Source organism: Streptomyces sp. NPDC006487, from assembly GCF_042870555.1.
In the GTDB taxonomy this organism is placed as follows: domain Bacteria; phylum Actinomycetota; class Actinomycetes; order Streptomycetales; family Streptomycetaceae; genus Streptomyces.
Map to the genome: position 1 here is coordinate 178,845 of NZ_JBIAHN010000006.1, position 21,732 is coordinate 200,576.

The following is a 21,732-nucleotide window of genomic DNA, read 5'->3' on the forward strand; positions in this document are numbered from 1 at the left end:
CACCCCCGCACGACGCGCGAGTGCCCGGGAGGTTGCCGCCGTTCCCGGAAAACTTTTCGCGACCCTGGCGCCGCCCGATCAGACCCGGCGCGACCCCGGCCGGCCGCGTGTCTCCCGCAACCGCCGCAGGGCCGTGCCGATGACGGCCACCCCTTCCTCGATCTCCCCCACCGTGCCCGCCGCGTAGCCGAGCACCAGGCCCGCCGGGCCCGGGGTCATCCGGTGCCAGGACAGTGGGTGCGCCTTGACCCCGAGCTCCAGGGACGCGGCGGCGAGGTCCGTGTCGTCGAAGGCTGCCGTCCCGGCGGCATCGCCGTCGAAGGTGACCATCAGGTGCAGCCCGGCCGCGGCCCCGTGCACGCGCGCGCCGGGCAGTTCGGCGGCGATCGCGCGGAGCATCGCGTCCCGGCGGGCCCGGTGGCGACGGCGTACGAAGCGCAGGTGACGTTCCAGTTCCCCCGAGGCCATCAGCCGGGCCAGCACCAGCTGTGCGAGGACGGGATTGCCGAGGTCGGCGTACCGCTTGGCCTCGATCACGGCGTCCAGCCGGCGCGACGGGACCAGCAGCCAGCCGAGTCGCAGGGCAGGGGCGAGGAGCTTGGAAACGCTGCCCGTGTAGCAGACCGCCTCCGGGAGCAGGGCCCGCAGGGCGGGGACGGGGGCGCGGTCGTAGCGGTGTTCGGCGTCGTAGTCGTCCTCGATGACGACTCCCCCGGCGGCCGCCCAGCCGAGGAGTTCGCGGCGCCGTTCTCCGTCGAGGACGACCCCGGTCGGGAACTGGTGCGCCGGGGTCAGCACCACCGCCTGGGCCGGGCCGGCCGCCAGGGCGGCGGTGTCGATGCCGCCCGCGTCCACCGGTACGGGCAGGATGCGCATGCCCCCGTGTTCCAGTTGCCGGCGCGTCCCGAGCGAGCCGGGGTCCTCGACCGCCACCCGCCGTACGCCCTCCGCGCGCAGCACCTGTGCCAGCAGTCCGAGCGCCTGCGCCACGCCCGCCACCACGACCACCTCGCCGGGGTCCGCCCGGATCCCGCGGTTCAGGGCGAGCCAGCCGACGATGGCCTCGCGCAGCGCGGGAGTGCCCTGCGGGTTCCCGTAGCCGAAGTCGGCGGGGGTCAGCTCGGCGAGGACCCGGCGTTCCGCCTGGAGCCAGGCCGTGCGCGGGAACGCGGCCAGGTCCGGCGCACCGGGCGAGAGGTCGATCCGGCCCGGGGCCGCGCGCAGCGCGTCGACGAGGGCGCCCCGCGCCCTCGTGCCGAACGGGCCGGCCGGGTCCGGGAGCCCGGAGTGCGCGGGCCCGGACGGGGACCTCCCTCCGGTCACCGGTGCGGCCACCACGACCGTTCCCGCGCGGCCGCGGCCGGCGACCTGCCCGGTCTCCGCCAGTCGCTGGTACGCCTCGGTGACCAGCCCCCGGGAGACCCGCAGCTCGGCGGCGAGGACGCGGCTGGCGGGGAGGCGGCTGCCGACGGCGAGGGTGCCGTCGGCGATGGCCGCACGGAGCCGGTCGGCGAGCCAGTCGGTCCGGCCGCCGGCCGGGGCCCGGCCGATGTCCAGCTGGAGGAAGTCCGAACCCGCCGCTTCCGGCCCCGCCGCTTCGGAGCGTGCTGTTACGGACCCCTGTATGTCGCTCTCTTTGGACCTGTCCACCGGTCCATTGTGGCGCCAGGCTCGACGATATGAACACCTCACCCGCTTCACCCCCTTCGCCCTCTTCGTCCCGGCCGCTGCGGGACCTCGCCCCCGGTATCGCCGGCATGGCACTCGTCGGCAGCAGCGTCACCGTCTCCCGCTCCCTCGTGGACGCCCCGCTCTTCGGGGTGCAGGCCGTCCGGTACACGATGGCCGCGCTGCTCCTGTTCGGCCTGGCCCGCCTCGCCCGGGTGCGGATCACCATGCCGCGCGGCCGGGAGTGGCTGTGGCTGGCCGGGGTCGCCGCGACCGGGCTGGTGTTGTTCAACGTGGCCGTCGTACGGGGCGTCGCGCACGCCGAGCCGGCCGTGATCGCCGTCGCCGTGGCCTGCGTACCCGTCCTGTTCGGGGTGGTCGGCCCGCTGATGGAGGGCCGCAAGCCCAGCCGCCGGGTGCTGCTGGCCGCGCCGGTGGTGGTCGCCGGAGCCGTCCTGGTGGAGGGAACGGGCCGGACGGACGCGGCCGGTGTCGGATGGGCGGCACTGGCGCTGGGCTGCGAAGCCGGCTTCACGCTGCTCGCGGTGCCGGTGCTGCGGCGGCACGGAGCGTGGGGGGTGTCGCTGCACGCGGTGTGGATGGGCGCGGTGATGCTGGCGGTGCTCACCGCCTGCGTCGAGGGGCCTTCGGAGCTCGTGTCCGTGAGCCCGCGCCAGTGGGCGGCCACCGGCTACCTCGCCGTCATGGTGACAGCGGTGGCCTTCCTGCTCTGGTACCGCACGGTGGCCGCGGTGGGTTCCGGCCGGGCCGGGCTGCTGACCGGGGTGGCCCCGCTCGCGGCGGCCGGTGCGGGCGCCGCCACCGGCGGCGGAGTGCCCGGGCCGGCGGTGTGGCTGGGCCTGGCCGTGGTGGTCGCCGGGCTGGCGGTCGGACTCCGGGCGGAGCGGGCCCCGGGCGGGCCGACGGCCGCAATGCGCTCGCCGGTCGCAATGCCCCCGCCGGTCGCGCCGGTCGCGCCGGTCGCGCGAAAGCCCCGTAACGCCCACGAGCCCGCGGCCCCTTGAGCACGCCCCTCGTTGTGGATCACAATCCGCAGATGGCAACGCCTCCGTACAGCAGCTGGATGCGGTACTTCTCGCCGACCGCCAACCACCGCCGGCTCGGGCTCGTGTGCCTCGGTGTGGGGATGCAGCAGGGTGTGCTGCCGGTGGTCGGGCCCCGCGTGCTCGATCACCACGTCGCGGTGGTGGTCTGCGCCGGCCGGGGCTGGTTCAGCCACGGCGGGCGGGCCCCGCAGCCGGTGACGGCCCCGGCGCTGCTGTGGCTCGTGCCCGGGGTGGAACACCACTACGGCCCCGATCCGCAGACCGGCTGGGACGAGTGCTTCGTGGATTTCGCCGGCCACAGCGTGGAGGCGTACACCGACCTCGGCTACGTCACCCCAGACCGCCCGCTGGTACCGCTCAGCGGTACGGCCGGGGTGCGGCACGTGGTCGACGGGATCGTACGGGCGGCCCGGCTGGGCGGCCCCCTGCTGGAGGTGGAGGCCGCCGCGGCCGTGCACGGGCTGCTCGTCGCGCTGCGGTACGCCCGGGCCGGGGTGTCGCGGCACGGGGACACCGTGATGGACACCCTGGCCCGGGACGCGCTGCTGCCGATATCGGTGGCCGAGCACGCCGCCCGGCTCGGGATGACCCTTCCCGAACTGCGCGGGGCGGTGCGGGGCAGTACCGGGGAGGGGGTCAAGGAGTACCTCCTCGGCATCCGCCTGAGCCGGGCCAAGGAACTGCTGGCCCGCACCGACCTGCCGGTCGCCGGGGTCGCCCGGCGGGTCGGTTACGAGGATGCCGCCTACTTCAGCAGGCTGTTCAGCCGCCGGGTGGGCGTGGCGCCCGTCAGGTTCCGTCGACAGCAGGCGGTGCAGCAGCAGTCGGTGCGGCGGCTCCCGCTGCCCCAGGAGCCCTCGCCGCCAGAGCCGCCGGAGCCGACACCGCCGCCCCGGGCATCGAGGGAAGGCGTCACGGCAGGTAGCCGATGTTGAGTTCCGCGACCGCCGTCCACGGATTGCCCGAAACCTCCCTCGTGGCCTTGAGCTTGACGTAGCGAGCGGTGCGCGCCGTGAAGGCGGCGTCCTGCTGAGCGGTGGTGTTGGCGAAGGTGCCCGAGGCCGCCTCCGTCCCCCAGGTGACCCCGTCCGTGGACGTGAGGACCTGGTAGTCGGCGATGCGCCCGTTGCTCTGCGTCTGCCGGGGCAGGTAGTGCAGGGCGGAGACGTTGTAGGAGGCGCCGAGGTCGAGGGTGATCTCGTGCGGCATCGGGGCGGTCGCCTGGTACCACTGGGTGTGCCAGATGGTGGCGCCGTCCCCGTCGAGCACGTTGGCCGCGGCGCCGTTCTCCCCGGCGGTCTCCTGGCTGTCGACGGCCTTGACGCTCATCTGCGTCTGCGGGACGAGGAGTTCGCCGCCGCTCCCCGTGCCCAGGTCATCGACGACGAGGTCGTCGAGGATGAAGTCGGCCTCGTTGTGGGAGCCTTCGCCGGTGACCTTCCGTACGCCGATCCAGGCGTCGGTCCCCGCGGTGAAGGTCTTGGTGAAGGTGGTGGCGGTCCGGGCCTGGTTCAGCGCGGTGGCCGTCTCGGTGCTGCCGGAGCCGGTGATGAACTGGTAGTCCCCGCTGAAGCCGTTCTCGTAACTGAAGGTGACCTTGTACGAGCGGCCGGGCGTGAGCCGCAGGGTCTGCGGGAGGGTCCGGTAGACGAGGCCCTGCCGCTCCTCGTGCGATTTCAGCGAGTTCTGCCCGCTGATCACGTCGTCGACCAGCTTTCCGCTCCATCCGGCCTGGGTGTACGGGGCGTTGCGCTGGGCGATGTGCGTGCGCGGGTCGGTGGCCGAGCCGCCGGCGCCGCCGAAGGCGAAGGGGCCCCAGCCCGCGTCGACGTTCTCGAAGTCCTCGGTGAACCAGTGGCCGTTCAGCGGGGTGCGGGCGGAGCGGACGACCCGTACGTCGTCCAGGTAGACGATGCCGGATCCGGCGGCCGCGGACAGCTTGAGGGTGGCCGTGGACTGGCCGGACGGCACGTCGAAGAGCACCTTCATGCGCTGCATCTTGGTGCCGTTCTTCTCGCTGCCGCCGAGATTGTTGGTCAGCGTCGAGGAGTCGGCGTAGACGGAGGCGGCCGCGCCTGCGGCGGGGGTCACGGTGAGGGTGGCGGCGCGGCCGGCCGGGGTGGAGACCCAGACGGAGGCGGCGTAGGTGCCGGGGGTGAGCCCGGTGAGCTGCTGGGAGACGGCGGGCGCGGTGTTCGCGGCCATCGTGAGCTCGTTCTGACCCTGGGCGTTGCGGGTGACGGTGGCGCCGGTCCCGGTGACCGACCAGGCGTTCAGGTTGCCGGAGAAGAAGGAGGGGTCCTTGACGGGGGCGCCCTCGCCCCAGTTCGGGTCGGCCTGGGCGGGGGCGGCGCCGTTGGTGACGACGTAGGCGGTCCTCGCGGCGGCGTTGATGGTGACCTGCCCGCCGGTGACGGCCAGGTCTCCGACCAACTGGCGTCCGGTGTCGGTCAGTTTGTAGAGCTTGGGCGAGGACCAGCCGGCCGGCAGGGTCCAGGTGGTGGAGGCGGCCTTGTCGTTCCAGTGGTAGAGCTTGCCGTCGCGCGGGAGCAGGTAGGCGGAGCCGTCGAGGACGGTCCGCCCGGCCGTGGTGATCTTGCGGGTGTTCCCGGAGGTGGTGACGGTGGTGCCGTTGGCGAGGGTGACCGAGCCCGCGGTCCACTTCACGATCGGGGATTCCTGGAGGTACTTGGTCGGCAGGTTGGTCGCGAAGGTGGTGGTGAGGAAGGAGGTGAAGTCCCGCTTGCCCTGCCAGCCCTCGTAGGCGGTGATCTCCGCGCCGCCGAGCAGCGGGTTGGCGGCGATCCAGTCGTCCTTGGTGTGGTTGGCGATGAAGCGGGCGATGTTCGAGTTGATGCCCTTGAGGTCGGTGCCGCCGTAGTTGACGTCGGTGGCCCAGTGGTGCCAGAGGGACTGTCCGGTCATGGAGGCGGGGAACTCGGTGGCGAGCTGGTAGCCGAGGCCGCCGATCTCGCGTTCGAGCTTGCGCGAGAGGTAGCCGTCGCCGTACCAGACGTCCACGTAGAGGAAGTCCAGGCCGGGGGCGGCCGCCTTGAGGTCCTGGAGCCGCTTGAGGCGCTCGCCGGACTGGCCGTCCTTGCGGGTGTCCACGTAGTACGACTGGTCGAGCCAGTCCCAGCCGAGGCCGCCGGTCTGGTGCGCCGGGTCGAAGGTGGCCGAGACCGGGTACTCCTCGGTGGCGTTGACGTGGACGCCGAAGTCGGCGTTGTAGGTGTGGCCGACGGTGGTGAGGGTGTTGAGGTCGGTGGCGCCGCCGAGCTTGGAGCCGATGTTCTTGTAGTCCATGTGGGCCGAGTCGTGGCCCTCGGAGGCGTACCCCTTGAGCAGGACGAACTGGCCGAGGCCGTCGGTGGCGAGGTTGACCCGCTTGGTCTCGTCGAGGGTCTCGGCGAAGGGGTGGGTGGCCGCGGAGGCGAAGTTGAAGGGGATGCGCTGCACGACCCGGTCGGCGGTCTGCTGCCAGCCCGTGGGCGCGGTCCAGATGTCGCGGTAGGCGACCGCCGCGTCCTGCCAGTCCACGGTGGAGTCGGCGTTGCGGTCGGCCGTGATCGCGACGCGGACGTAGGGCAGGGGCTCGGTGTCGGTGTCGGCGGCGCCCGAGGCCCGGTAGAGCCAGGATCCGCTCCACAGGCCGGCCCTGCGGTAGGTGCCCTTGTCGGTGACCTGCTTGCTGATCCGGCCGTTCTCGTTGGTGGTGCCGCCCGTGGGGGCGTCGTAGTACGAGTTGGAGTCGATGGCCGCGGCCAGCTTGCCGGTGTTGGCCAGGCCGTACATCACCGTCGTGGCGGAGGCGTCGACCGGGGTGTTCGCCGTGATCGGGGTGAAGGTGTCCCCGGTGCCGGTGGTGGCGGTGTGCATCTTCGCGGTGGAGAGCGCGGCGCCCGTCTGGCTGCTGCGGACGCTGACCAGGTTGTGGTGGGGGATGGCGAAGCTGCGTACGCGCAGGGCGGCCGTGTCCTCGACCGCGGTGACCTTGAACTCCACCACCGATCCGGTCACGGAAAGCCGGGACTTGATGGTCACTCCGGAGAAGGCCAGCGCGTAATCCACGCCGGAGGCGGAAGGGGTGGCGGTGACGGTGGGGGTGTAGGTGGTCCCGTTGACGACGATCGCGCCGATGGCGTCCTCGTTGCCGTTCAGCACGTCCCCGGTGGCGGTGCGGGTGTAGCTGATGACGCGGGGGAAGGCACTGTCCACGCTCACGGACAGCTCGGGCGAGGTGATCGTCACGGGACCGGCCGCCACGGCGGGGGTGGCGGGCACGGCCACGACCAAGGTGGCCACGAGACCGGCCACCGCGGCTGCGGCCGGCCAGAGGGGGGTTCGCATCGGACCTCCGGGAGTCGGCGCTTCCTGGGCGGAAGACCGCACACCGTGGAGGCCGGCGGTCCGCTCACTGACCTGACAGCCTGCGGACCGCGGCCCGGCAGGCCCATGGACAAAGCCGAACCCCGTCCTGGACTTATGTGACGGGTGGGTCGGGTGGGCGCACGCACCGCGACCGCCCCCGGCCCGAAGGCCGCACCGAGCCACACCGAGCCCGCCCCGAAGGCCGCACCCGCACGGCCCGAGGGCATCCGCTACACCCGCTCTGTCCCCTCCGCCCCTCGGGGAGTCGGGTACGGGGCCGCGCGCTCGCCGCGCCGGATCCACAGCAGGGCGCCCGCCAGGAGCATCGCGCTCCCTGTCAGCCAGGGCAGCGGGCCCCGCGGCAGCAGGGCGACCAGAAGGCCGGTGAGCGCCCCGGTCAGTTGCAGGGCGAGGGACTGGACCGACAGCGCCGTGGCCCGTCCCGCGCTCGGCACCCGGCGGTGCAGGAGGTCGTTCTGGCTCGGCCCCGCCGCGCCGAGGCCGAGGTACACCAGGCCGTAGCCGAGGATCGCGAGCGCCAGGGCGAACGGGCCGGCGGCCACCGCGGTGGCGCCGAGCAGGAGCAGCCCGCTCGCGCCGGCGCCCAGGCCCACCAGGACCGCGCGTTCGCCGCTGCCCGCGAGCCGGGCGGTCAGGGGCGCGAGGTGGTTGCCGAGCCCGGAGCAGAGGAAGCCGGCGCAGGCGAGGACGGCGAAGAGCATCGCGCCCGACTCGGGCGCCCCCGTGAACGACGCGGCGCGGCCCGGTGTCAGCAGTTCGAGCGCGGCGAGGGCGCCGCCCGCTGCGGCCGCGCTCAGCAGCACCCGGCGGATCAGCGGGTCGCGGCCCCAGCCGTACGCCCTCGGCGATGGTGGCCGGGATGCCGTGGAGCACGGAGCGCAGGGTGCTCGGCGGGCGGGGCGGCTCGGGGAGCGCGGCGAGGACGTACAGCACGAAGGCCGTCACCACCACCGCGCCCAGCAGGGGTGGCGTGGAGAGCGGGAGCACCAGCCCGGAGGTCGCCCGGCTCATCCCGGCGGCGAGTCCGTCGCCCCGGGCGAGCAGCCAGGGCAGCGCGCCCCCGAGCAGGGTGCCCGCCGCGAGCGCGGCGGAGACCGCGGTGCCGCCGCGGGCCAAGCCGGTGCGCAGTTCGGCGTCGGGACCGGAGTGGGCCTGGACCGTGTCGACGTACCAGGCCTCGGCGGGCCCGCTGGACAGCGCGCGCCCCGCACCCATGAGCGCCATCCCGAGGGCGAGGACCCAGGGCGCGGTGCCGAGGCCCTGCAGGACGAACGCCGTCAGGTTCAGCAGGCCGGCGGCCGCCAGCACGGCGCGGCGGCCGAGCACGTCGGAGAGTCCGCCCGTGGGCAGTTCCAGCACGGCGGCGGTCACGGAGTGCGCGACGAAGAACGCGGCGACGGCGGCCAGGGACATGCCGCGCTCGGTGAAGAGCAGGATCAGCGGGCTGACGGCCAGGCCCACGGGGAACCAGTAGAGGACGCAGGCGGTCACGTAGCGGCGTCCCGCGGTGCGCGGGTCCAGGGGGCCGGTCACGGCGCGGCCCCGGCGACCGTCCCGGCATCGGGTATGCGCGTGAATTCTTCGGTGATCATCACGGGAGGCTAAAGCCTCCTCCTGGTGATCCCCAAGAGTGCCCGTACGGAACTTCCCGGCGGGCCGGGCAAGATCCGGAAGAGGCGACCTAGGCTAGGTGCTTGCCGGAACCAGGATGACGGCCGTCCCGTACGCGCACACCTCGGTGCCGACGTCGGCCGCCTCGGTCACGTCGAAGCGCATCATCAGCACGGCGTTCCCGCCGCGCGCCTTCGCCTGTTCGATGAGGCGTTCCATGGCCTGGTTCCGGGTCTCCACCAGGGTCTTGGTGAGGCCCTTCAGCTCGCCGCCGATCATCGATTTCAGGCCCGCGCCGATCTGGCTGCCCAGATGGCGGGAGCGCACGGTGAGGCCGAAGACCTCGCCGATGACCTGCTCGACCCGGTAGCCGGGGACGTCGTTCGTCGTCACCACCATGACGCCGGTCTGCTGTGCGCCGGGGCCGCCGCCGTAATCGTCGATACCCATGCCATCCACTCTGGCGGCGCCGCGCGGTGCCCGCATCCGGAGCGGGGGCCGGGGCTTCGGGGCGCCCGGGTTGCGCGCCCGGGCGAATTCGCTTATTGGGCATATCGGGCGACGTCACGGTGCGTCAGCGGGACCTCCCGGCCTTCCGTCGCCATAGTCGTCCCTGGCAACCGCCTGGTTGCCGCCCCGTGCCGCGTGCCGCGGCCGGGCGGACGTATTCTCGGAGGAGCCGGCTCATGCTGAAGCCCACCAGGACCATCCTCGCCCTCACCGCCGGAAGCCTGGTGCTCGGCCTGGTCGCGGCGGGCACGTCCGTCGCGGCCGACGACTCTGATCCCCGCGGCCCGGTCCTGACGACGCCCGTCGACGAGCACGACGAGAACGGCTTCGGCCGGGACGACGAGTACGGCAACCGCAAGCACGCCCGCGGCGTCGTCGTCTCGCGCGGCCCGCTGACCGTCCGCAGCAGGCCGACCACCCACTCCCACAAGGTGGGCCGGCTGCACCCGCACGAGAAGGTCGTCATCGAGTGCAAGACGCGCGGCGAGCGGGTCGACGGCAACAACCTCTGGTACCTGCTCGAGGACCGTGACCAGAAGGACGGCTTGGACGAGGAGCGCAACGGCGCGATGACCCCGAAGGCCGCCAAGGACCGCGACGACAACTGGGTCGCCGCCCGCTACGTCAAGAACTTCGGCGAGGTCAAGTACTGCCGCTCGTAGCCACCCCGCCGCCGTGACACGGCGGCCGGCTCCTACGCTTCCGGGCGTACGGTACGCGGTCCCACGCACCGCGCACCGTGCGCCCGTACCCGTGTCCGGAGTTCCCGGTCGGCCGTGACCACGACCACGACGCGCCCGTCGCTCCCCGCGTACGCGGCCGCGAGCTCCACGATCCGGTCGTCGCCGCTGCCCGGCGCCTCGTCCACCCGTACGCCGGGCACCGATGCGACGCCCCGCGCGGCGCCTTCGACGACGAGGACGATCTCCTCGCCCCCGTCGCGCGCCGCCAGCCGGTCGCGCAGCCGCTCGGCGGCGCGGCGCCGGTCCCGCCACCAGCCGTCCGGCACCGACCCGACGACGTTGGCACCGTCCACGATCAGTACGTTCGGGTCGTCCATCCCCCCAGTATGGCGAGCCTGCCGGCGGCCGGCGGCCGGCGTACGAGAGGTCGCCGTGGCCGCCGTGGCCGCCGTGCTAGAAGTCGCCGTAGTTGACCTGCCAGGTGGCCAGTCCCATGCGGCGCCAGATGGCCACCACGCGGTCGCGGTCGTCCAGCGAGACCCGGACCGCGTACCGGTGGCGCACGTGCGCGTTGAACAGCTCCGCCTTGACGATGTCGTCACGGCGCGTGTCGCCCGCTCCCCGCATCCACAGCTCGTCGTACGGGACTTCGTGCTCCCGCAGCCATGCCTCGGTCGGCTCCCGGTGCTCCTCGCCCCGCCCGGACAGCAGCACGATGGTGTCGCCGTCGGCCCGGCGGAAGGAGTCCAGTGCGTCGCGCACCGGCGCGTTCAGCGTGTCCAGGCCGCAGCGCGAGAAGTCGTACGGATTGCGGTCGCCGGTCATCGCGAGCGTGCCGTCGATATCGCACATCACCGCCGTGGGCAGTGCCGGGTCGGGGACGTACGGCGACACGTCCGGCTGGTCGTTGAGCCAGTCCGCGGTGAGCCGCCAGCCGCCCTTCTTCGCCTTCGCGTGCTTGTCGGCAAGTATGCGGATGATCTCTTCGCCGACCTGCCGCTCGCGCGCGGCGTCGCGCCGCAGGCACTCCTCCACCGGCACGTCCGTGTAGTCGTGCACCACGAAGGTGGCCCGCCCCGCGACGGCCGCCTTGAGCCGCTTGGGGATGTACGAGGTCAGGTGGGTGTTGTCGACGACCACGTCGAAACCGCCCTCGACGGCCGCGCTGACAGCCGCGTCCTGGATGTCCAGCACGGTCTGCTCGTGCTTGTACGAACGCGCGCGTTCCGGGTCGGGCACGTCGAGCATGGCCCGCAGGTCGTCGAGGTTGACGCGGCGCATCCTGCCTCCGGACTCCGCCTGGAGGGCGCGCGCGGCGGTGGTCTTCCCGGAGGCCGGCAGACCCGTCATGACGTGGACCACCGGCAGCGCGGGGGGCGCGGCCGGGGATGCGGGGGTCTCGGTTTCGGGTGTTTCGGACACGGGTTCAGTTCTCCTCGTCGTGCGTGAAGGGGTCGGACGCCTCGGGCCGTACCTGCCGCCAGGTGACGAGCTCTGTCGTCCTGCCCTCGAGGCGCTGGAACAGCGCGGCGCGGACTCCGCTGTCTCGGATCGTCGCCTTGGCGGCGCGCGCGAACGCGCCCCGGTCGCCGGCCAGGTGGGCCAGCGAGGCGTACGCCTCGTCGATGGCGCGCTCACGGAGCGCGGCCGCGGCCTCCAGGCGTTCGATCACCGAGCGCACCCAGTGGTCGAACTCGTCGGGCACCTGCTCCAGCAGCGCGTCGAGCGGCTTGCCGCCCGAGGCCTCGATGTCGGCGACGGTGGAGTTCAGGCCCTGGGCGAGCTGCTTGAGGGGCAGGCCCGCGAACCGCTGGATGCCGTGGCCGCGCCAGATGTCGCGCTCGGTCACCCCGGTGAGCACCTTGTGGAGGCGTACGTACTCGGCGATCTTGGCCTTGGCCCGGACGCCCGAGGCGAAGCGCAGGACGAAGCCCTCCGCGTCGGTGCCGGTCGCGGGAGCGCCGCCCGGCAGGGTGCTGGACCCGGTCAGCGCGAGCAGCTCGCCCAGCGGCATGGCGGGCCACACGGTGACCACGGAGCCGATGCCCTCCCAGTGCGCGGCGGCTTCCGCGAGCGGCACCTCGGTGCCGTCCGCCCCGTACGCGGCGAGCAGGACCAGGTCGCGGCGGTCCCCGTAGTCCACGACGATGCGGTTCTGCGGGTACAGGATCTCCGCGAGGTAGGTGGTGCCGGGGACCAGCGCGGAAGTGTCCCGTCCGTCGAGGCGGCGCTGCGCCCAGACGGCCTGGGTGCTGGTGAAGGAACCCTTGGACGCGGCCCGCCACTTGCCCGCGTAGTGGAAGAGCACCCCGAGACTGCCGTCGACCTTGTCGTACACCTCGAACGGCTCGTCGGGCAGGGCCGGCGCGTACGGCCGGCCGGCCTCGTGCTCGCCGACGTTGAAGAACTTGGGCAGCGGCAGCGCGACGACCTCGCCGCTGACGTCGTCGGCGACGAGTCCGCGGCAGACCGTGGTGACCTCGTTCCAGACCTGCTCGTACTGGGCGGTCCGGGTGTAGGTGTAGAGGGACAGCGGCAGCTCGGGGTGTGCCTTGCGGGCCACGTATCCGGCGTCGATGGCCTCGGTCAGCGCCTGCGCGGGCATCAGGTCGTGCAGAGTCAGGCGGTCCTGGCTCATGGGGTTCCTCCCGGTTCGAGATGCCTCATTCTCGGGGTCGGAGGGCCCCGGCCGAAACCGAATATCCGCCCGTTACCCCAGGTCCGACGCCCCGCGCGAGCTCTGGCCGCCCACCCTGTTGATGTCGCGGGGCCGCAGGATCCGCTGGGTGTCCGCGGTGCCGGGGCCGGCCGCTGCGACGGCGATCATGGCGCGGCCCAGCGCCCCGGTGGTGGTCACGAGGTGGGGCGCGAAGCGGCGCAGGAGCGGGAAGAGCGGTGCGGTGACGGCGTACCCGGCGCGGTAGAGCGGGGTCTTGGAGGCAATGCCGCGGTCCGGCTGCACGATCCCGGGCCGGAACATGTAGGCCTCGAAGGGGAGCTTGAGCAGGTCGTTCTCGGTCTTCCCCTTGACCCGGGCCCACATGGAGCGGCCGCTCTCGGTGCTGTCGGTGCCCTCGCCGGAGACGTAGGCGAAGGTCAGCCGCGGGTTGGCGGCGGCGAGGGGGCGGGCCGCGGCGAGCGTCAGGTCGTAGGTGATCCGCCGGTACTCCTCCTCCTTCATGCGGAAGGAGGAGATGCCCAGGCAGAAGAAGCACGCGTCGTACGCGGCCAGGTCCAGGCCGGACTCCGACAGGTCGGTCGGATCCGCCCGGACGAGCCCGCGCAGTTTGGGGTGGGTGACGGCGAGGGGGCTGCGGCCGATGGCGAGCACGCTTTCGACGGACTCGTCGCGCAGGCACTCGCGCAGCACGCCCCGGCCGATCATGCCGGTCGCACCGAAGAGGATGACGTTCACGGGTCCACCCTAGAGCGGGGCGGGAGCGGCCGGCGGGAGACTCAGTGGGAGACGCACAGCTCGTTGCCCTCGGGGTCGAGGAGGGTGGTCCAGGCGAAGGGGCCCTGACTGCCTTCGTGCAGGTGGCGGGCGCCCTTGGCGAGGAGCCGCTCGACCAGCGCGCGCGGGTCGTCCTGCCCGGTGCGGACGTCGAGGTGGACCCGGTTCTTGACGGTCTTGGGCTCCTCGATGAACTGGAAGAGGATGCGGGGCGCCCGCTCCAAGCCCTCGGGGTGGCGGATCCCCTGGCCCGCCTTCCAGACGAGGACGCCCCGATGGGTGGTGGTGTCCTCCTCGGTCGCCCGTCCGACGGCGATCATCTCGCGGATGAACTCCTCGTCACTGGACTCGACTTCCCATCCGAGGGCCTCGGCCCACCAGTCGGCGAGGGCGTGCGGTGCCGCGGAGTCCACGGTCACCTGAAACGTGTAGGCCATACGGCGACCCTACCCGCGGCACCCCATCGAGCCGCGGCAGGAACGCCGTCCGGGCGGGGCCGAGGGGAACTTCCCTGCCGGAGCCCCCGGTTCGAGGGCGACCGGTCGCCCACCCGGGGGCCTGCGGGTCGCTCCTCCTCGAGTGCGCCCGGCATCGCTAGCATTCCCGGGGACGACGTCCCCTTCCGCTCCCCCTTCCCGGGTGCGCCGAGCAGCCCGTCGCGGACCGGCCCGCGCGATGACCAGAGGCACCTCATGACCTCCATCCCATCCCGGCGGCGCGGGGTCCTGCGCCCGCTGGCCGCGCGGCTGTTCCCGCCGGAGCAGGCCGGCGCGGAATCTCCCCACGGGGTGCTGCCGCCGTTGCTGATCGTCCTCACCTTCGTCAGCGGTGTGGTCGACGCGGTGAGCTACCTGGGCCTCGGTCACGTCTTCGTGGCCAACATGACGGGCAACGTGGTCTTCCTCGGCTTCGCGATCGCCGGGGACCGCTCCCTGTCGGCCCCGGACTCCCTGCTGGCCGTCGGCGCCTTCCTCGCCGGGGCGGCGGCCGCCGGGCGGCTGCGGCGGACCACGGCTGCGGCCGGGATGTTCGCTCCGCTGGTGGCGGTGCAGACCGTCCTGGTGGGCGGGGCGCTCGCCCTGACCGCGCTCGGCGCGGGGCCGCCGGGCGTCATCGCCCTGCTCGCCCTCGGCATGGGCCTGCAGAACGCCGTCGTACACCGGCTGGCCATCCCCGATCTGACGACCACCGTCATCACCAGGGCCCTGACCGGCCTGGTGGCCGACCCGTGGGGGCCGGGGCCGCTGCGCCGACTCGTGACGGTCGTGGCCCTGCTGCTCGGAGCCCTCGCCGGCGGCATTCTGACGCTTCGTCATGGGGCCTTGTGGGCGCTGGTCTTGGCCGTGGTCCTGCTGGGCTGTGTAGCCCTCTCCCCCCGGTGGGACGGCAGCGGGCGACGGCCGTAGGAGCCGGACACACCTCCGGCGCGCGTACCGGCCGATGAGCACGTCGGCTCGGCAAACGCCATTCGCAGCGAGCGTGTTCAGCCGTCCGCCCGTACCCGCAGGCCCTTTACGGCCGTGCGCAGCGGAATTCCCGGTGGCGGCGACACGAAGGCGGCCATTCGACTCCGTCCCTTCACTTCCACCCTTTCACCTCCGCCGCTTCGGCGTCGGCGTTTCCGAGCTGCCGTTCCGCTCCGGTATTCAGATCCACCCCCGCCCTCTCCTCCGGCCCCACCTTTTCCATCTCCCCGCCGGAAACGCGACCGAGTGCCGCCGCACGCCCTCTCACGTCCGCGGACGCTCCCGCCCGCGCTCCATGAGGAAGGCCACGAAAGTGAGCACCCAGGCCCCGACCGCCACCCAGAGCAGAACGGCGCCGAGGGGCCGCAGCCAGGCCACCCCGGTCGGGGCGGCCGCCGAGAGGCAGGCCGTCGCCGTCATGCCGAGCGGGAAGACGCTCGACCAGCGCCGGATGTCGTAGCGGGGGCGCGGCCGGACCCCCTCGGCGGCGAGCAGCACGGCGTACCAGGCCAGGGAGAGGCCGAGGGCCGCCAGGGTGACGGTACGCAGCCCCGCGTGCACCCACCCCGTCCACAGTGGTGACGCGGTGAGCCCGGATCCGGCGAGGGCGGTGATGGAGAGCGCCCCACCGGCCACCCAGTGGTCGCCCGCGCCCGAGACGACCTGACGGAAGTCGAAGCGTACGAGGGCCTCGGCGTAGAGCAGCAGGCCCAGGCAGAAGGCGGCCAGCGCGGCCCGGCCGAGCCAGTCGTGGCCGGTGGGGGCGGCCAGGGCCCCCGCCAGCACGGCGAGCCCCTGAGTGGCCACGCAGACGAGGAACGCCGCACCGGGCATGCGGTAGCCCCAGTGCCGCAGTACGGCGACCATCAGCCCCGGCCAGAGCGCGGCGGCCAGCGCCAGCAGCCCGAGGGCCACGGGCTGCCATCCGAGGAGGGAGAGCCGGGCACCCAGCACGGTCGTGGCGGCCACGGCGGTGAGGGCCGCGGGGGTGTCGGCCTCGGCGCGGAACCGGCGCCGGTCGCCCAGGAGCCGGGCGGCGAAGTCGGCGCCGAGCAGCAGCCACAGCGCGGCGGAGACGGCCAGCGCGGCGAGCGACAGCGTGTCGCGGCCGATCAGGTGCAGGCCTGCCGAGATGATCCCGGCCGCCATGACGGCGGCGCCGGCGGCCGGTGACAGCTCGGCCCACCACCGGGCACCCGCAATGACTCGCACTCCGCCAAGGGACACCACCGGGCCGGTTCCGGCCGCTGCGGCGCGCCACCGGGCGGCGCCAATGACCCTTCCGGGCTCGGCGGACACCCCCTCCCCCTCATTCGATATTCGATATTCCGATCCTATTTCTACCCACGGGACCGGGAATGACGAACACATTTATGACAACCCGGCCACATTCCCCAGTTCCCCCCGACACGCCCATCTCCAGGCGGAATTGCCCCGATTCACCGGTACTGTCGTCGTCAACGCACCGCCGATTCACGGGCCCTTCAGGGCCCTCTCTTTTTGCACATGGGAGAATGAAATGCAGGCCTTGGCAACGGAGCCCGCACGCCAGGCTCCCGCTCAACCCGCGAGCTTCATTCAGGAAGTCCTGCGCGGCGTCGCCCAGGTCGATTTCATGCCGAGCGCGATCACGGGGATCTTCTTCCTCGCCGCCCTGGCCGCCGCCGGCTGGCAGTACGCCCTCTACGGCCTGCTCGGCGCGGTCGTCGGCACCGCCACCGCCTACGCGTTCGCCATCGACCGCGAGATCGTCTCGGCCGGGCTGCGCGGCTTCAACGGCACCCTGGTCTCGCTGGGCTTCGCCGTCTTCCTCGGGTGGGACCACCTGTCCACGCTGCTGCTCGCGATCGGAGGGAGCATCACCGTGGTGGTGGTCACCTCGGCGCTGGCGACGATCCTCGGCACCTGGAACATCCCCACGTTCACCGCGCCGTTCTGCATCATCGCGAGCGTCATGACCATCGCGGCGCCCAGCTTCTCCCGGGTGTGGCACACCGGCCCCGATCTGGCGGCGCTGCCCGCGGCCGCCGGCGGGACCACCGCCCTCGACTGGGGACAGCTCTGGCGTGCCTTCTTCGCCAACGTCGGCCAGATCTTCTTCATGCCGCAGTGGTACGTCGGCCTGATCTTCCTCGCCGGCATCTTCGTGGCCAGCCGGGTCGCCGGGGTCATGGCCTGCGTCGGCAGCGTCACGGCCATCTTCGTTGCCTGGGCCATGGGTTCACCGTCGGCCGGCGTCTCGCAGGGGCTCATGGGCTACAGCAGCGTGCTCGTCGCGATGGCCCTGTGCGGAGTCTTCATCGTCCGGTCCAACTGGAGCTTCGCGTTCGCCGTCCTGGGAGCCGCGGCGGCGACCGGGCTCACGGCTGCGATGACCGCCTTCTTCGATCCGTTCGGCGGCCACACCTTCACCTGGCCGTTCGTCCTGACCACGGTCGTCTTCGTCGCGGCCGTACCCCAGATCCCCCGGCTGCGACGGACCTGACACCACCCCGGCCGGAGTCCCCTCGGCACCAACCGTGTGGCAACGGCTTCGACAACAGCTCGGGCAACAGCAGCACGTGAACCACCTTGAGAGCCGAAAGTGAGTGACCGATGAATCTCGCTCCCCGTGAGATGGACAAGCTCTGGATCTACGTCGTGGCCGACCTGGCCCGCAAGCGGCGGGACCGGGGCGTCAAGCTCAACTACAGCGAAGCCTGCGCCCTGATCAGCGAGGGCATCCTCGAAGGCGCCCGGGACGGCCGGACCGTCGCCGAGTGCATGGAGCTCGGCAAGCAGATCGTCTCCGCCGCCGATGTCATGAAGGGCGTGCGGGAGATGCTTCCGCTGCTCCAGGTCGAGGCCGCCTTCGTGGACGGCACCAAGCTCGTCTCCTGTCACGACCCCGTCGGCGCCTGAGCGGTGACGGCCATCGCACCCGAACGGCCCGAACGGCCCGGCCGGGCAACGGAATCGGCGGCCACGGTCATCCTGGCCGGCGGTCACGAGGGGGGCACCGCGGCGGGCGCCGTGCACCCGGGCCGGCCGCTGGCCGAAGCCGTGCGCGCGGCGCTCACCGCCTCGCCCGAGCCGGTGTGCGTGGTCCCGATGACGCTGGGGCGCGACCCCGGGCTGATCGCCGACTGCGCCCGCGCCCTGCGCTGGCTGGGCCGGGAGGAGGGGGCCGGGCGGCTCGTGCTGGCGCCCCCCTTCGCCACGGTGGACCACCTGACCGCGTGGCTCCGTACCGCCGCCCTCAAGGCGGTGCGCGAGGCGCCCGACACCTCCGCCGTCCTGGTCACCGCACCCGCCGCGGGACCCTTCGAGGACGCGGATCTGTTCCGGGTGGCCCGGCTGGTGCGCCAGTACGGGCACCACCGCTGGGTCGAGGTCGCCTTCGACGGCGGTGACCCCGACCTCACGGAGGGGGCCGAGCGCTGCCGCCGCCTCGGCGCCGGCCACATCGCCCTGGTCCGGGCCGCGTTCGCCCCGCCGGCCGAGCTTCCGGCCGGGGTCCTGGACACCGGCCCGCTGCTGTCCGGTGCGGCGATCGCCCAGGTCGTACGGGCCCGCGCGCAGGAGGCGCTGCACCGGCTGGCCCACGGGCAGGACGGCGTGGCCGAGGGGCTGGACGCCGGACACGGGCACGGGTACGCGCACTCCCACGGCCCGGGCGGCGACCACGACCACGCGGACGCTGACGCGGACACCCACCACACGCATGCGCACGCACACGGCGAGAGCCACCGCCGCGCGGACGGCCAGGGTCACGGTCACCCGCACGGCCATTCCCCCCACTGATCCGAAGGAAGGGAAGTACCACCATGTCAGGTGGCGCCACATACCTTTACGGCGAAGGCACCGTAGAGATCAACGCCGGACGCCGCAAGGCCAAGGTCACCGTCTCCAATACCGGTGACCGCGCCGTCCAGGTCGGCTCGCACTACCACTTCTTCGAGGTCAACCGAGCCCTCGACTTCGACCGCAACGCCGCCTACGGCATGCACCTCGACCTCCCCGCCGGCACCGGTGTCCGCTTCGAGCCCGGCGACACCCGCGAGGTGGAGCTCACCGCGTACAGCGGCCACGGCCGGCTGATCGGTTTCAGCTCCCTCGTCAACGGCGGGCTCGGCTCCACCGACACCCGCGTCCGGGCCATGAACCGGGCCGTCGAGCTCGGATTCCTGGGAGCCCGGACGGAGTCGGCGCAGCAGGCCGCGGCCGCACAGGCCGCCGCGCCGGCCGTGGAGGCCCCCTCGAAGCAGGCCTCGGAGCCCACCGCCAAGCCCTCCTCCAAGCCGGCGGGCAAGCCGGCGGCCAAGCCCGCCGCCAAGGCACCCGCCAAGACCGCGGCCGCCAAGAAGGCCAAGACCTCCAAGAAGGGCGACAAGTAGCGATGGCTGTCCTGAGCCGCAAGCAGTACACCGACCTGTTCGGGCCGACCGTCGGCGACCGCTTCCACCTGGCGGACACCAACCTGGTCATCGAGGTCGAGAAGGACCACAACGAGGGCCACTACGGCGACGAGGCCGTCTACGGCGGCGGCAAGGGCATCCGCGACGGCATGGCGCAGGACCCCCAGGCCACGAACCTGCAGGGGGCCCTGGACCTGGTCATCACCAACGTGGTGGTCATGGACGCGATCCTGGGTGTGGTCAAGGGCGACCTCGGCATCAAGGACGGTTTCATCGCGGGCCTCGGCAAGGCCGGCAACCCGCACACCCAGTCCGGGGTCCACCCCAAGCTGGTCATCGGGCCCGGGACCGAGGTCATCTCCGGCGAGCACATGATCGCCACGGCCGGCGGCATCGACAGCCACATCCACTTCATCGCCCCGCAGCAGGCCGAGCACGGCCTGTCCAACGGCATCACCACCCTCATCGGCGGCGGCACCGGCCCCTCCGACGGCACCAACGGCACCACGTGCACCCCGGGTCCGTGGAACATCGGCCGCATGTACCAGGCGTCCGAGGACCTGCCGGTCAACGTCGGCCTGCTGGGCAAGGGCAACGGCTCGCTGCCGGAAGCGCTGATCGAGCAGGTCGAGGCGGGTGTCTGCGGCCTGAAGGTGCACGAGGACTGGGGCACCACCCCGGCCGCGCTGAGCCGGGCCCTCGAGGTGGCCGACGCCTACGACGTGCAGGTCGCGGTGCACACCGACACCCTGAACGAGTCCGGCTTCTTCGAGGACACCCGCTCCGCCATCGACGGGCGCACCATCCACACCTTCCACACCGAGGGCGCGGGCGGCGGCCACGCCCCCGACATCATGCGGGTGGCCGGGGAGCCCAACGTCCTGCCGTCCTCCACCAACCCGACGCTGCCGTACACGGTGAACTCGGTCGACGAGCTGCTCGACATGGTGATGGTCTGTCACCACCTGTCGCACGACATCCCGGAGGACGTCTCCTTCGCGGACTCCCGCGTGCGCGCCGAGACCATCGCCGCCGAGACGGTGCTGCACGACGAGGGGGTCATCTCGATCTTCTCCTCCGACTCCCAGGCCATGGGCCGCATCGGCGAGTCCTGGACCCGTGCCTTCCAGACCGCGCACCACTGCAAGGACCAGCGCGGCAAGCTCGACGGCGACACGGAGCGCAACGACAACTTCCGCGCCCTGCGCTACCTCGCCAAGATCACCATCAACCCGGCGATCGCGACGGGCACCGCCGAGCACATCGGCTCCCTGGAGACGGGCAAGCTCGCCGACGTCGTGCTGTGGCCGATCGGCTCCTTCGCCGCCAAGCCGAAGATGGTCATCAAGGGCGGGCTGATCAACTGGGCGCTGATGGGTGACCCCAACGCCTCGCTCCCGACCCCGCAACCGGTCTACTACCGGCCGATGTTCGGCGCGTACGGCAAGGCCAAGCAGGCCACCCGGGTGTCCTTCATGTCGCAGGCGGCAATCGACCTCGGCGTACCGCAGAAGCTGGGCCTGGACAGCAAGGTCCTGCCGGTCAGGCACTGCCGCACCGTCGGCAAGCAGCACATGGTCCGCAACGACGCCCTCCCGGTGATCGCCGTAGACCCGGAGACCTACAAGGTCACCCTCGACGGGGTGCCCGCCACCATCGAGCCGGCCCGCGAACTGCCCCTGAACCACCTGTTCTACCTGGCATGAGCACTGCCGCCGACTCCGCCGTGGCCGACCCCGCAGCCGTGACACCCGTACGGGCCCTGCTGGTCAGCCTCCAGCTCACCGACTCGGCCTTCCCCAGCGGCTTCTACACCCTCTCCCACGGCCTGGAGGGGTACGCCCAGGCCAAGGCCGTGACCCCCGAGGGCGTACCGGTCCTGCTGGCCGATCTGCTGCGGCATTCGGTGGGACCTTCCGACGCCACCGCGCTGGCGCTGGCCCACCGGGCCGCGCTGGCCGGTGACTGGGAGGCCCTGGCCGAGACCGACCAGCGGCTGAACGCGGCCAAGCTGAACGAGGGGCTGCGCCGCGCCGCCACCCGCACCGGCCGCCAGCTGCTGGACCTCGCCCGCGAGTGCATCGGCGGCGAGCCACTGGAACGGTACGCGGAGCTCGTGGCCGCCAAGCGGGCACCGGGCTCGCAGGCCGTGGCCGCCGGGGTCGCGTACGCGGCCGCCGGCGTTCCGGCCGAACAGGCCGTCGTGAGCGACTTGTTCGCATACTCGGCGAGCTTCACCGGGGCCGCGCTGCGGCTGCGGCTCACCGACCACCGCAAAGCGCAGGTGGTGCTGCGCGGGATCGCACCCGTCATCGAGGAGGTGGCGGGGGCGGCCCTGTGCCGTGAACTCGCCGATCTCGGCGGATGCGTTCCGATGGCCGATGTGATGTCGGGCCGTCATGAGCGGGCTGAGGCACGACTGTTCGCGACTTAGACGACCGCATTCCGGCTCCGCTCCCTTTCCCAAGCCGTCCTTTACTTGAG

The 21,732-nt window shown here is 72.6% G+C and carries 19 protein-coding genes and 1 pseudogene; 10 read left to right on the top strand and 10 right to left on the bottom strand.

Going from position 1 to position 21,732, the window contains the following annotated elements:
* Window positions 1-78: 78 nt before the first annotated feature.
* A complete protein-coding gene (locus tag ACFYM0_RS12075; protein ID WP_388499734.1) occupies window positions 79-1,650 on the bottom strand; it encodes a PLP-dependent aminotransferase family protein in 1,572 nt (523 codons plus the stop codon).
* A gap of 29 nt (window positions 1,651-1,679) precedes the next feature.
* Between ACFYM0_RS12075 and ACFYM0_RS12080 the strand changes: the two genes are divergently transcribed.
* Together ACFYM0_RS12080 and ACFYM0_RS12085 are read left to right on the top strand one after the other, a co-directional pair.
* A complete protein-coding gene (locus ACFYM0_RS12080; protein ID WP_388499737.1) occupies window positions 1,680-2,693 on the top strand; it encodes a DMT family transporter in 1,014 nt (337 codons plus the stop codon).
* Between the two features lie 32 nt (window positions 2,694-2,725).
* The gene (locus ACFYM0_RS12085; RefSeq protein WP_388499739.1) at window positions 2,726-3,670 is read left to right on the top strand and encodes a helix-turn-helix domain-containing protein; all 945 of its coding nucleotides are present in this window, start codon (window positions 2,726-2,728) and stop codon (window positions 3,668-3,670) included.
* Here ACFYM0_RS12085 and ACFYM0_RS12090 read toward each other — a convergent pair.
* The 3 genes and pseudogenes from ACFYM0_RS12090 to ACFYM0_RS12100 all read right to left on the bottom strand — a co-directional run bounded on the left by ACFYM0_RS12090 (window position 3,648) and on the right by ACFYM0_RS12100 (window position 9,188).
* Window positions 3,648-7,085, bottom strand: a complete 3,438-nt coding sequence (locus ACFYM0_RS12090; RefSeq protein ID WP_388499741.1) for an endo-alpha-N-acetylgalactosaminidase family protein — start codon at window positions 7,083-7,085, stop codon at window positions 3,648-3,650. The two genes, ACFYM0_RS12085 and ACFYM0_RS12090, sit on opposite strands and share 23 nt — an antisense overlap.
* A 251-nt stretch (window positions 7,086-7,336) precedes the next feature.
* Window positions 7,337-8,660: pseudogene (locus tag ACFYM0_RS12095) on the bottom strand (MFS transporter).
* Between the two features lie 153 nt (window positions 8,661-8,813).
* Window positions 8,814-9,188: a YbjQ family protein gene (locus tag ACFYM0_RS12100; protein ID WP_388499743.1), complete on the bottom strand. Its 375-nt coding sequence runs from the start codon at window positions 9,186-9,188 to the stop codon at window positions 8,814-8,816.
* Window positions 9,189-9,424: 236 nt separating this feature from the next.
* On the opposite strand from ACFYM0_RS12100, the gene ACFYM0_RS12105 reads away from it, so the two are divergent.
* A complete protein-coding gene (locus ACFYM0_RS12105; protein ID WP_388499745.1) occupies window positions 9,425-9,910 on the top strand; it encodes a hypothetical protein in 486 nt (161 codons plus the stop codon).
* Window positions 9,911-9,942: 32 nt separating this feature from the next.
* On the opposite strand, the gene ACFYM0_RS12110 is transcribed toward ACFYM0_RS12105, so the two are convergent.
* From ACFYM0_RS12110 to ACFYM0_RS12130, 5 genes are all read right to left on the bottom strand, one after another.
* Window positions 9,943-10,308, bottom strand: coding sequence for an NTP pyrophosphohydrolase (locus ACFYM0_RS12110; protein ID WP_388499747.1), 366 nt, complete (start codon window positions 10,306-10,308; stop codon window positions 9,943-9,945).
* A gap of 76 nt (window positions 10,309-10,384) precedes the next feature.
* The gene (locus ACFYM0_RS12115) at window positions 10,385-11,353 is read right to left on the bottom strand and encodes an AAA family ATPase (protein ID WP_388499750.1); all 969 of its coding nucleotides are present in this window, start codon (window positions 11,351-11,353) and stop codon (window positions 10,385-10,387) included.
* A gap of 4 nt (window positions 11,354-11,357) precedes the next feature.
* Complete coding sequence (locus tag ACFYM0_RS12120) at window positions 11,358-12,569, bottom strand: RNA ligase (RefSeq protein ID WP_388499751.1); 1,212 nt, start codon at window positions 12,567-12,569, stop codon at window positions 11,358-11,360.
* Window positions 12,570-12,641: 72 nt separating this feature from the next.
* Window positions 12,642-13,346, bottom strand: a complete 705-nt coding sequence (locus ACFYM0_RS12125) for an epimerase (protein ID WP_388499754.1) — start codon at window positions 13,344-13,346, stop codon at window positions 12,642-12,644.
* 41 nt (window positions 13,347-13,387) lie between these two features.
* Window positions 13,388-13,822, bottom strand: a complete 435-nt coding sequence (locus tag ACFYM0_RS12130; protein ID WP_388499757.1) for a VOC family protein — start codon at window positions 13,820-13,822, stop codon at window positions 13,388-13,390.
* A 255-nt stretch (window positions 13,823-14,077) separates the two neighbouring features.
* Between ACFYM0_RS12130 and ACFYM0_RS12135 the strand changes: the two genes are divergently transcribed.
* The gene (locus ACFYM0_RS12135) at window positions 14,078-14,791 is read left to right on the top strand and encodes a YoaK family protein (RefSeq protein ID WP_388499760.1); all 714 of its coding nucleotides are present in this window, start codon (window positions 14,078-14,080) and stop codon (window positions 14,789-14,791) included.
* 324 nt (window positions 14,792-15,115) lie between these two features.
* Here ACFYM0_RS12135 and ACFYM0_RS12140 read toward each other — a convergent pair whose 3' ends face one another.
* Complete coding sequence (locus tag ACFYM0_RS12140) at window positions 15,116-16,063, bottom strand: tellurite resistance/C4-dicarboxylate transporter family protein (protein WP_388499763.1); 948 nt, start codon at window positions 16,061-16,063, stop codon at window positions 15,116-15,118.
* Between the two features lie 307 nt (window positions 16,064-16,370).
* Here ACFYM0_RS12140 and ACFYM0_RS12145 point away from each other — a divergent pair, with 307 nt between their 5' ends.
* From ACFYM0_RS12145 to ACFYM0_RS12170, 6 genes are all read left to right on the top strand, one after another.
* Window positions 16,371-17,336 (top strand): urea transporter, encoded by a 966-nt coding sequence (locus ACFYM0_RS12145; protein WP_388499765.1) that lies wholly within the window; start codon window positions 16,371-16,373, stop codon window positions 17,334-17,336.
* Between the two features lie 110 nt (window positions 17,337-17,446).
* Window positions 17,447-17,752: an urease subunit gamma gene (locus ACFYM0_RS12150; protein WP_243332378.1), complete on the top strand. Its 306-nt coding sequence runs from the start codon at window positions 17,447-17,449 to the stop codon at window positions 17,750-17,752.
* 3 nt (window positions 17,753-17,755) lie between these two features.
* A complete protein-coding gene (locus ACFYM0_RS12155; protein ID WP_388499768.1) occupies window positions 17,756-18,634 on the top strand; it encodes a sirohydrochlorin chelatase in 879 nt (292 codons plus the stop codon).
* Window positions 18,635-18,657: 23 nt separating this feature from the next.
* Window positions 18,658-19,227, top strand: a complete 570-nt coding sequence (locus tag ACFYM0_RS12160; RefSeq protein ID WP_388499771.1) for an urease subunit beta — start codon at window positions 18,658-18,660, stop codon at window positions 19,225-19,227.
* Between the two features lie 2 nt (window positions 19,228-19,229).
* The gene (ureC, locus tag ACFYM0_RS12165; protein ID WP_388499774.1) at window positions 19,230-20,954 is read left to right on the top strand and encodes an urease subunit alpha; all 1,725 of its coding nucleotides are present in this window, start codon (window positions 19,230-19,232) and stop codon (window positions 20,952-20,954) included.
* The gene (locus ACFYM0_RS12170) at window positions 20,951-21,682 is read left to right on the top strand and encodes an urease accessory protein UreF (protein ID WP_388499776.1); all 732 of its coding nucleotides are present in this window, start codon (window positions 20,951-20,953) and stop codon (window positions 21,680-21,682) included. The genes ureC and ACFYM0_RS12170 overlap by 4 nt, the downstream gene beginning before the upstream one ends.
* Window positions 21,683-21,732: the final 50 nt, after the last annotated feature.

Excerpts from the sequence above, each read along its gene's own strand:
- ACFYM0_RS12130 (WP_388499757.1), bottom strand. The coding sequence starts at position 13,822 with ATGGCCTACACGTTTCAGGTGACCGTGGACTCCGCGGCACCGCACGCC.
- ACFYM0_RS12090 (WP_388499741.1), bottom strand. The coding sequence starts at position 7,085 with ATGCGAACCCCCCTCTGGCCGGCCGCAGCCGCGGTGGCCGGTCTCGTG.
- ACFYM0_RS12170 (WP_388499776.1), top strand. The coding sequence starts at position 20,951 with ATGAGCACTGCCGCCGACTCCGCCGTGGCCGACCCCGCAGCCGTGACA.
- ureC (WP_388499774.1), top strand. The coding sequence starts at position 19,230 with ATGGCTGTCCTGAGCCGCAAGCAGTACACCGACCTGTTCGGGCCGACC.
- ACFYM0_RS12080 (WP_388499737.1), top strand. The coding sequence starts at position 1,680 with ATGAACACCTCACCCGCTTCACCCCCTTCGCCCTCTTCGTCCCGGCCG.
- ACFYM0_RS12145 (WP_388499765.1), top strand. The coding sequence starts at position 16,371 with ATGCAGGCCTTGGCAACGGAGCCCGCACGCCAGGCTCCCGCTCAACCC.
- ACFYM0_RS12105 (WP_388499745.1), top strand. The coding sequence starts at position 9,425 with ATGCTGAAGCCCACCAGGACCATCCTCGCCCTCACCGCCGGAAGCCTG.
- ACFYM0_RS12100 (WP_388499743.1), bottom strand. The coding sequence starts at position 9,188 with ATGGGTATCGACGATTACGGCGGCGGCCCCGGCGCACAGCAGACCGGC.
- ACFYM0_RS12120 (WP_388499751.1), bottom strand. The coding sequence starts at position 12,569 with ATGAGCCAGGACCGCCTGACTCTGCACGACCTGATGCCCGCGCAGGCG.
- ACFYM0_RS12135 (WP_388499760.1), top strand. The coding sequence starts at position 14,078 with ATGACCTCCATCCCATCCCGGCGGCGCGGGGTCCTGCGCCCGCTGGCC.
- ACFYM0_RS12150 (WP_243332378.1), top strand. The coding sequence starts at position 17,447 with ATGAATCTCGCTCCCCGTGAGATGGACAAGCTCTGGATCTACGTCGTG.
- ACFYM0_RS12110 (WP_388499747.1), bottom strand. The coding sequence starts at position 10,308 with ATGGACGACCCGAACGTACTGATCGTGGACGGTGCCAACGTCGTCGGG.
- ACFYM0_RS12160 (WP_388499771.1), top strand. The coding sequence starts at position 18,658 with ATGTCAGGTGGCGCCACATACCTTTACGGCGAAGGCACCGTAGAGATC.
- ACFYM0_RS12085 (WP_388499739.1), top strand. The coding sequence starts at position 2,726 with ATGGCAACGCCTCCGTACAGCAGCTGGATGCGGTACTTCTCGCCGACC.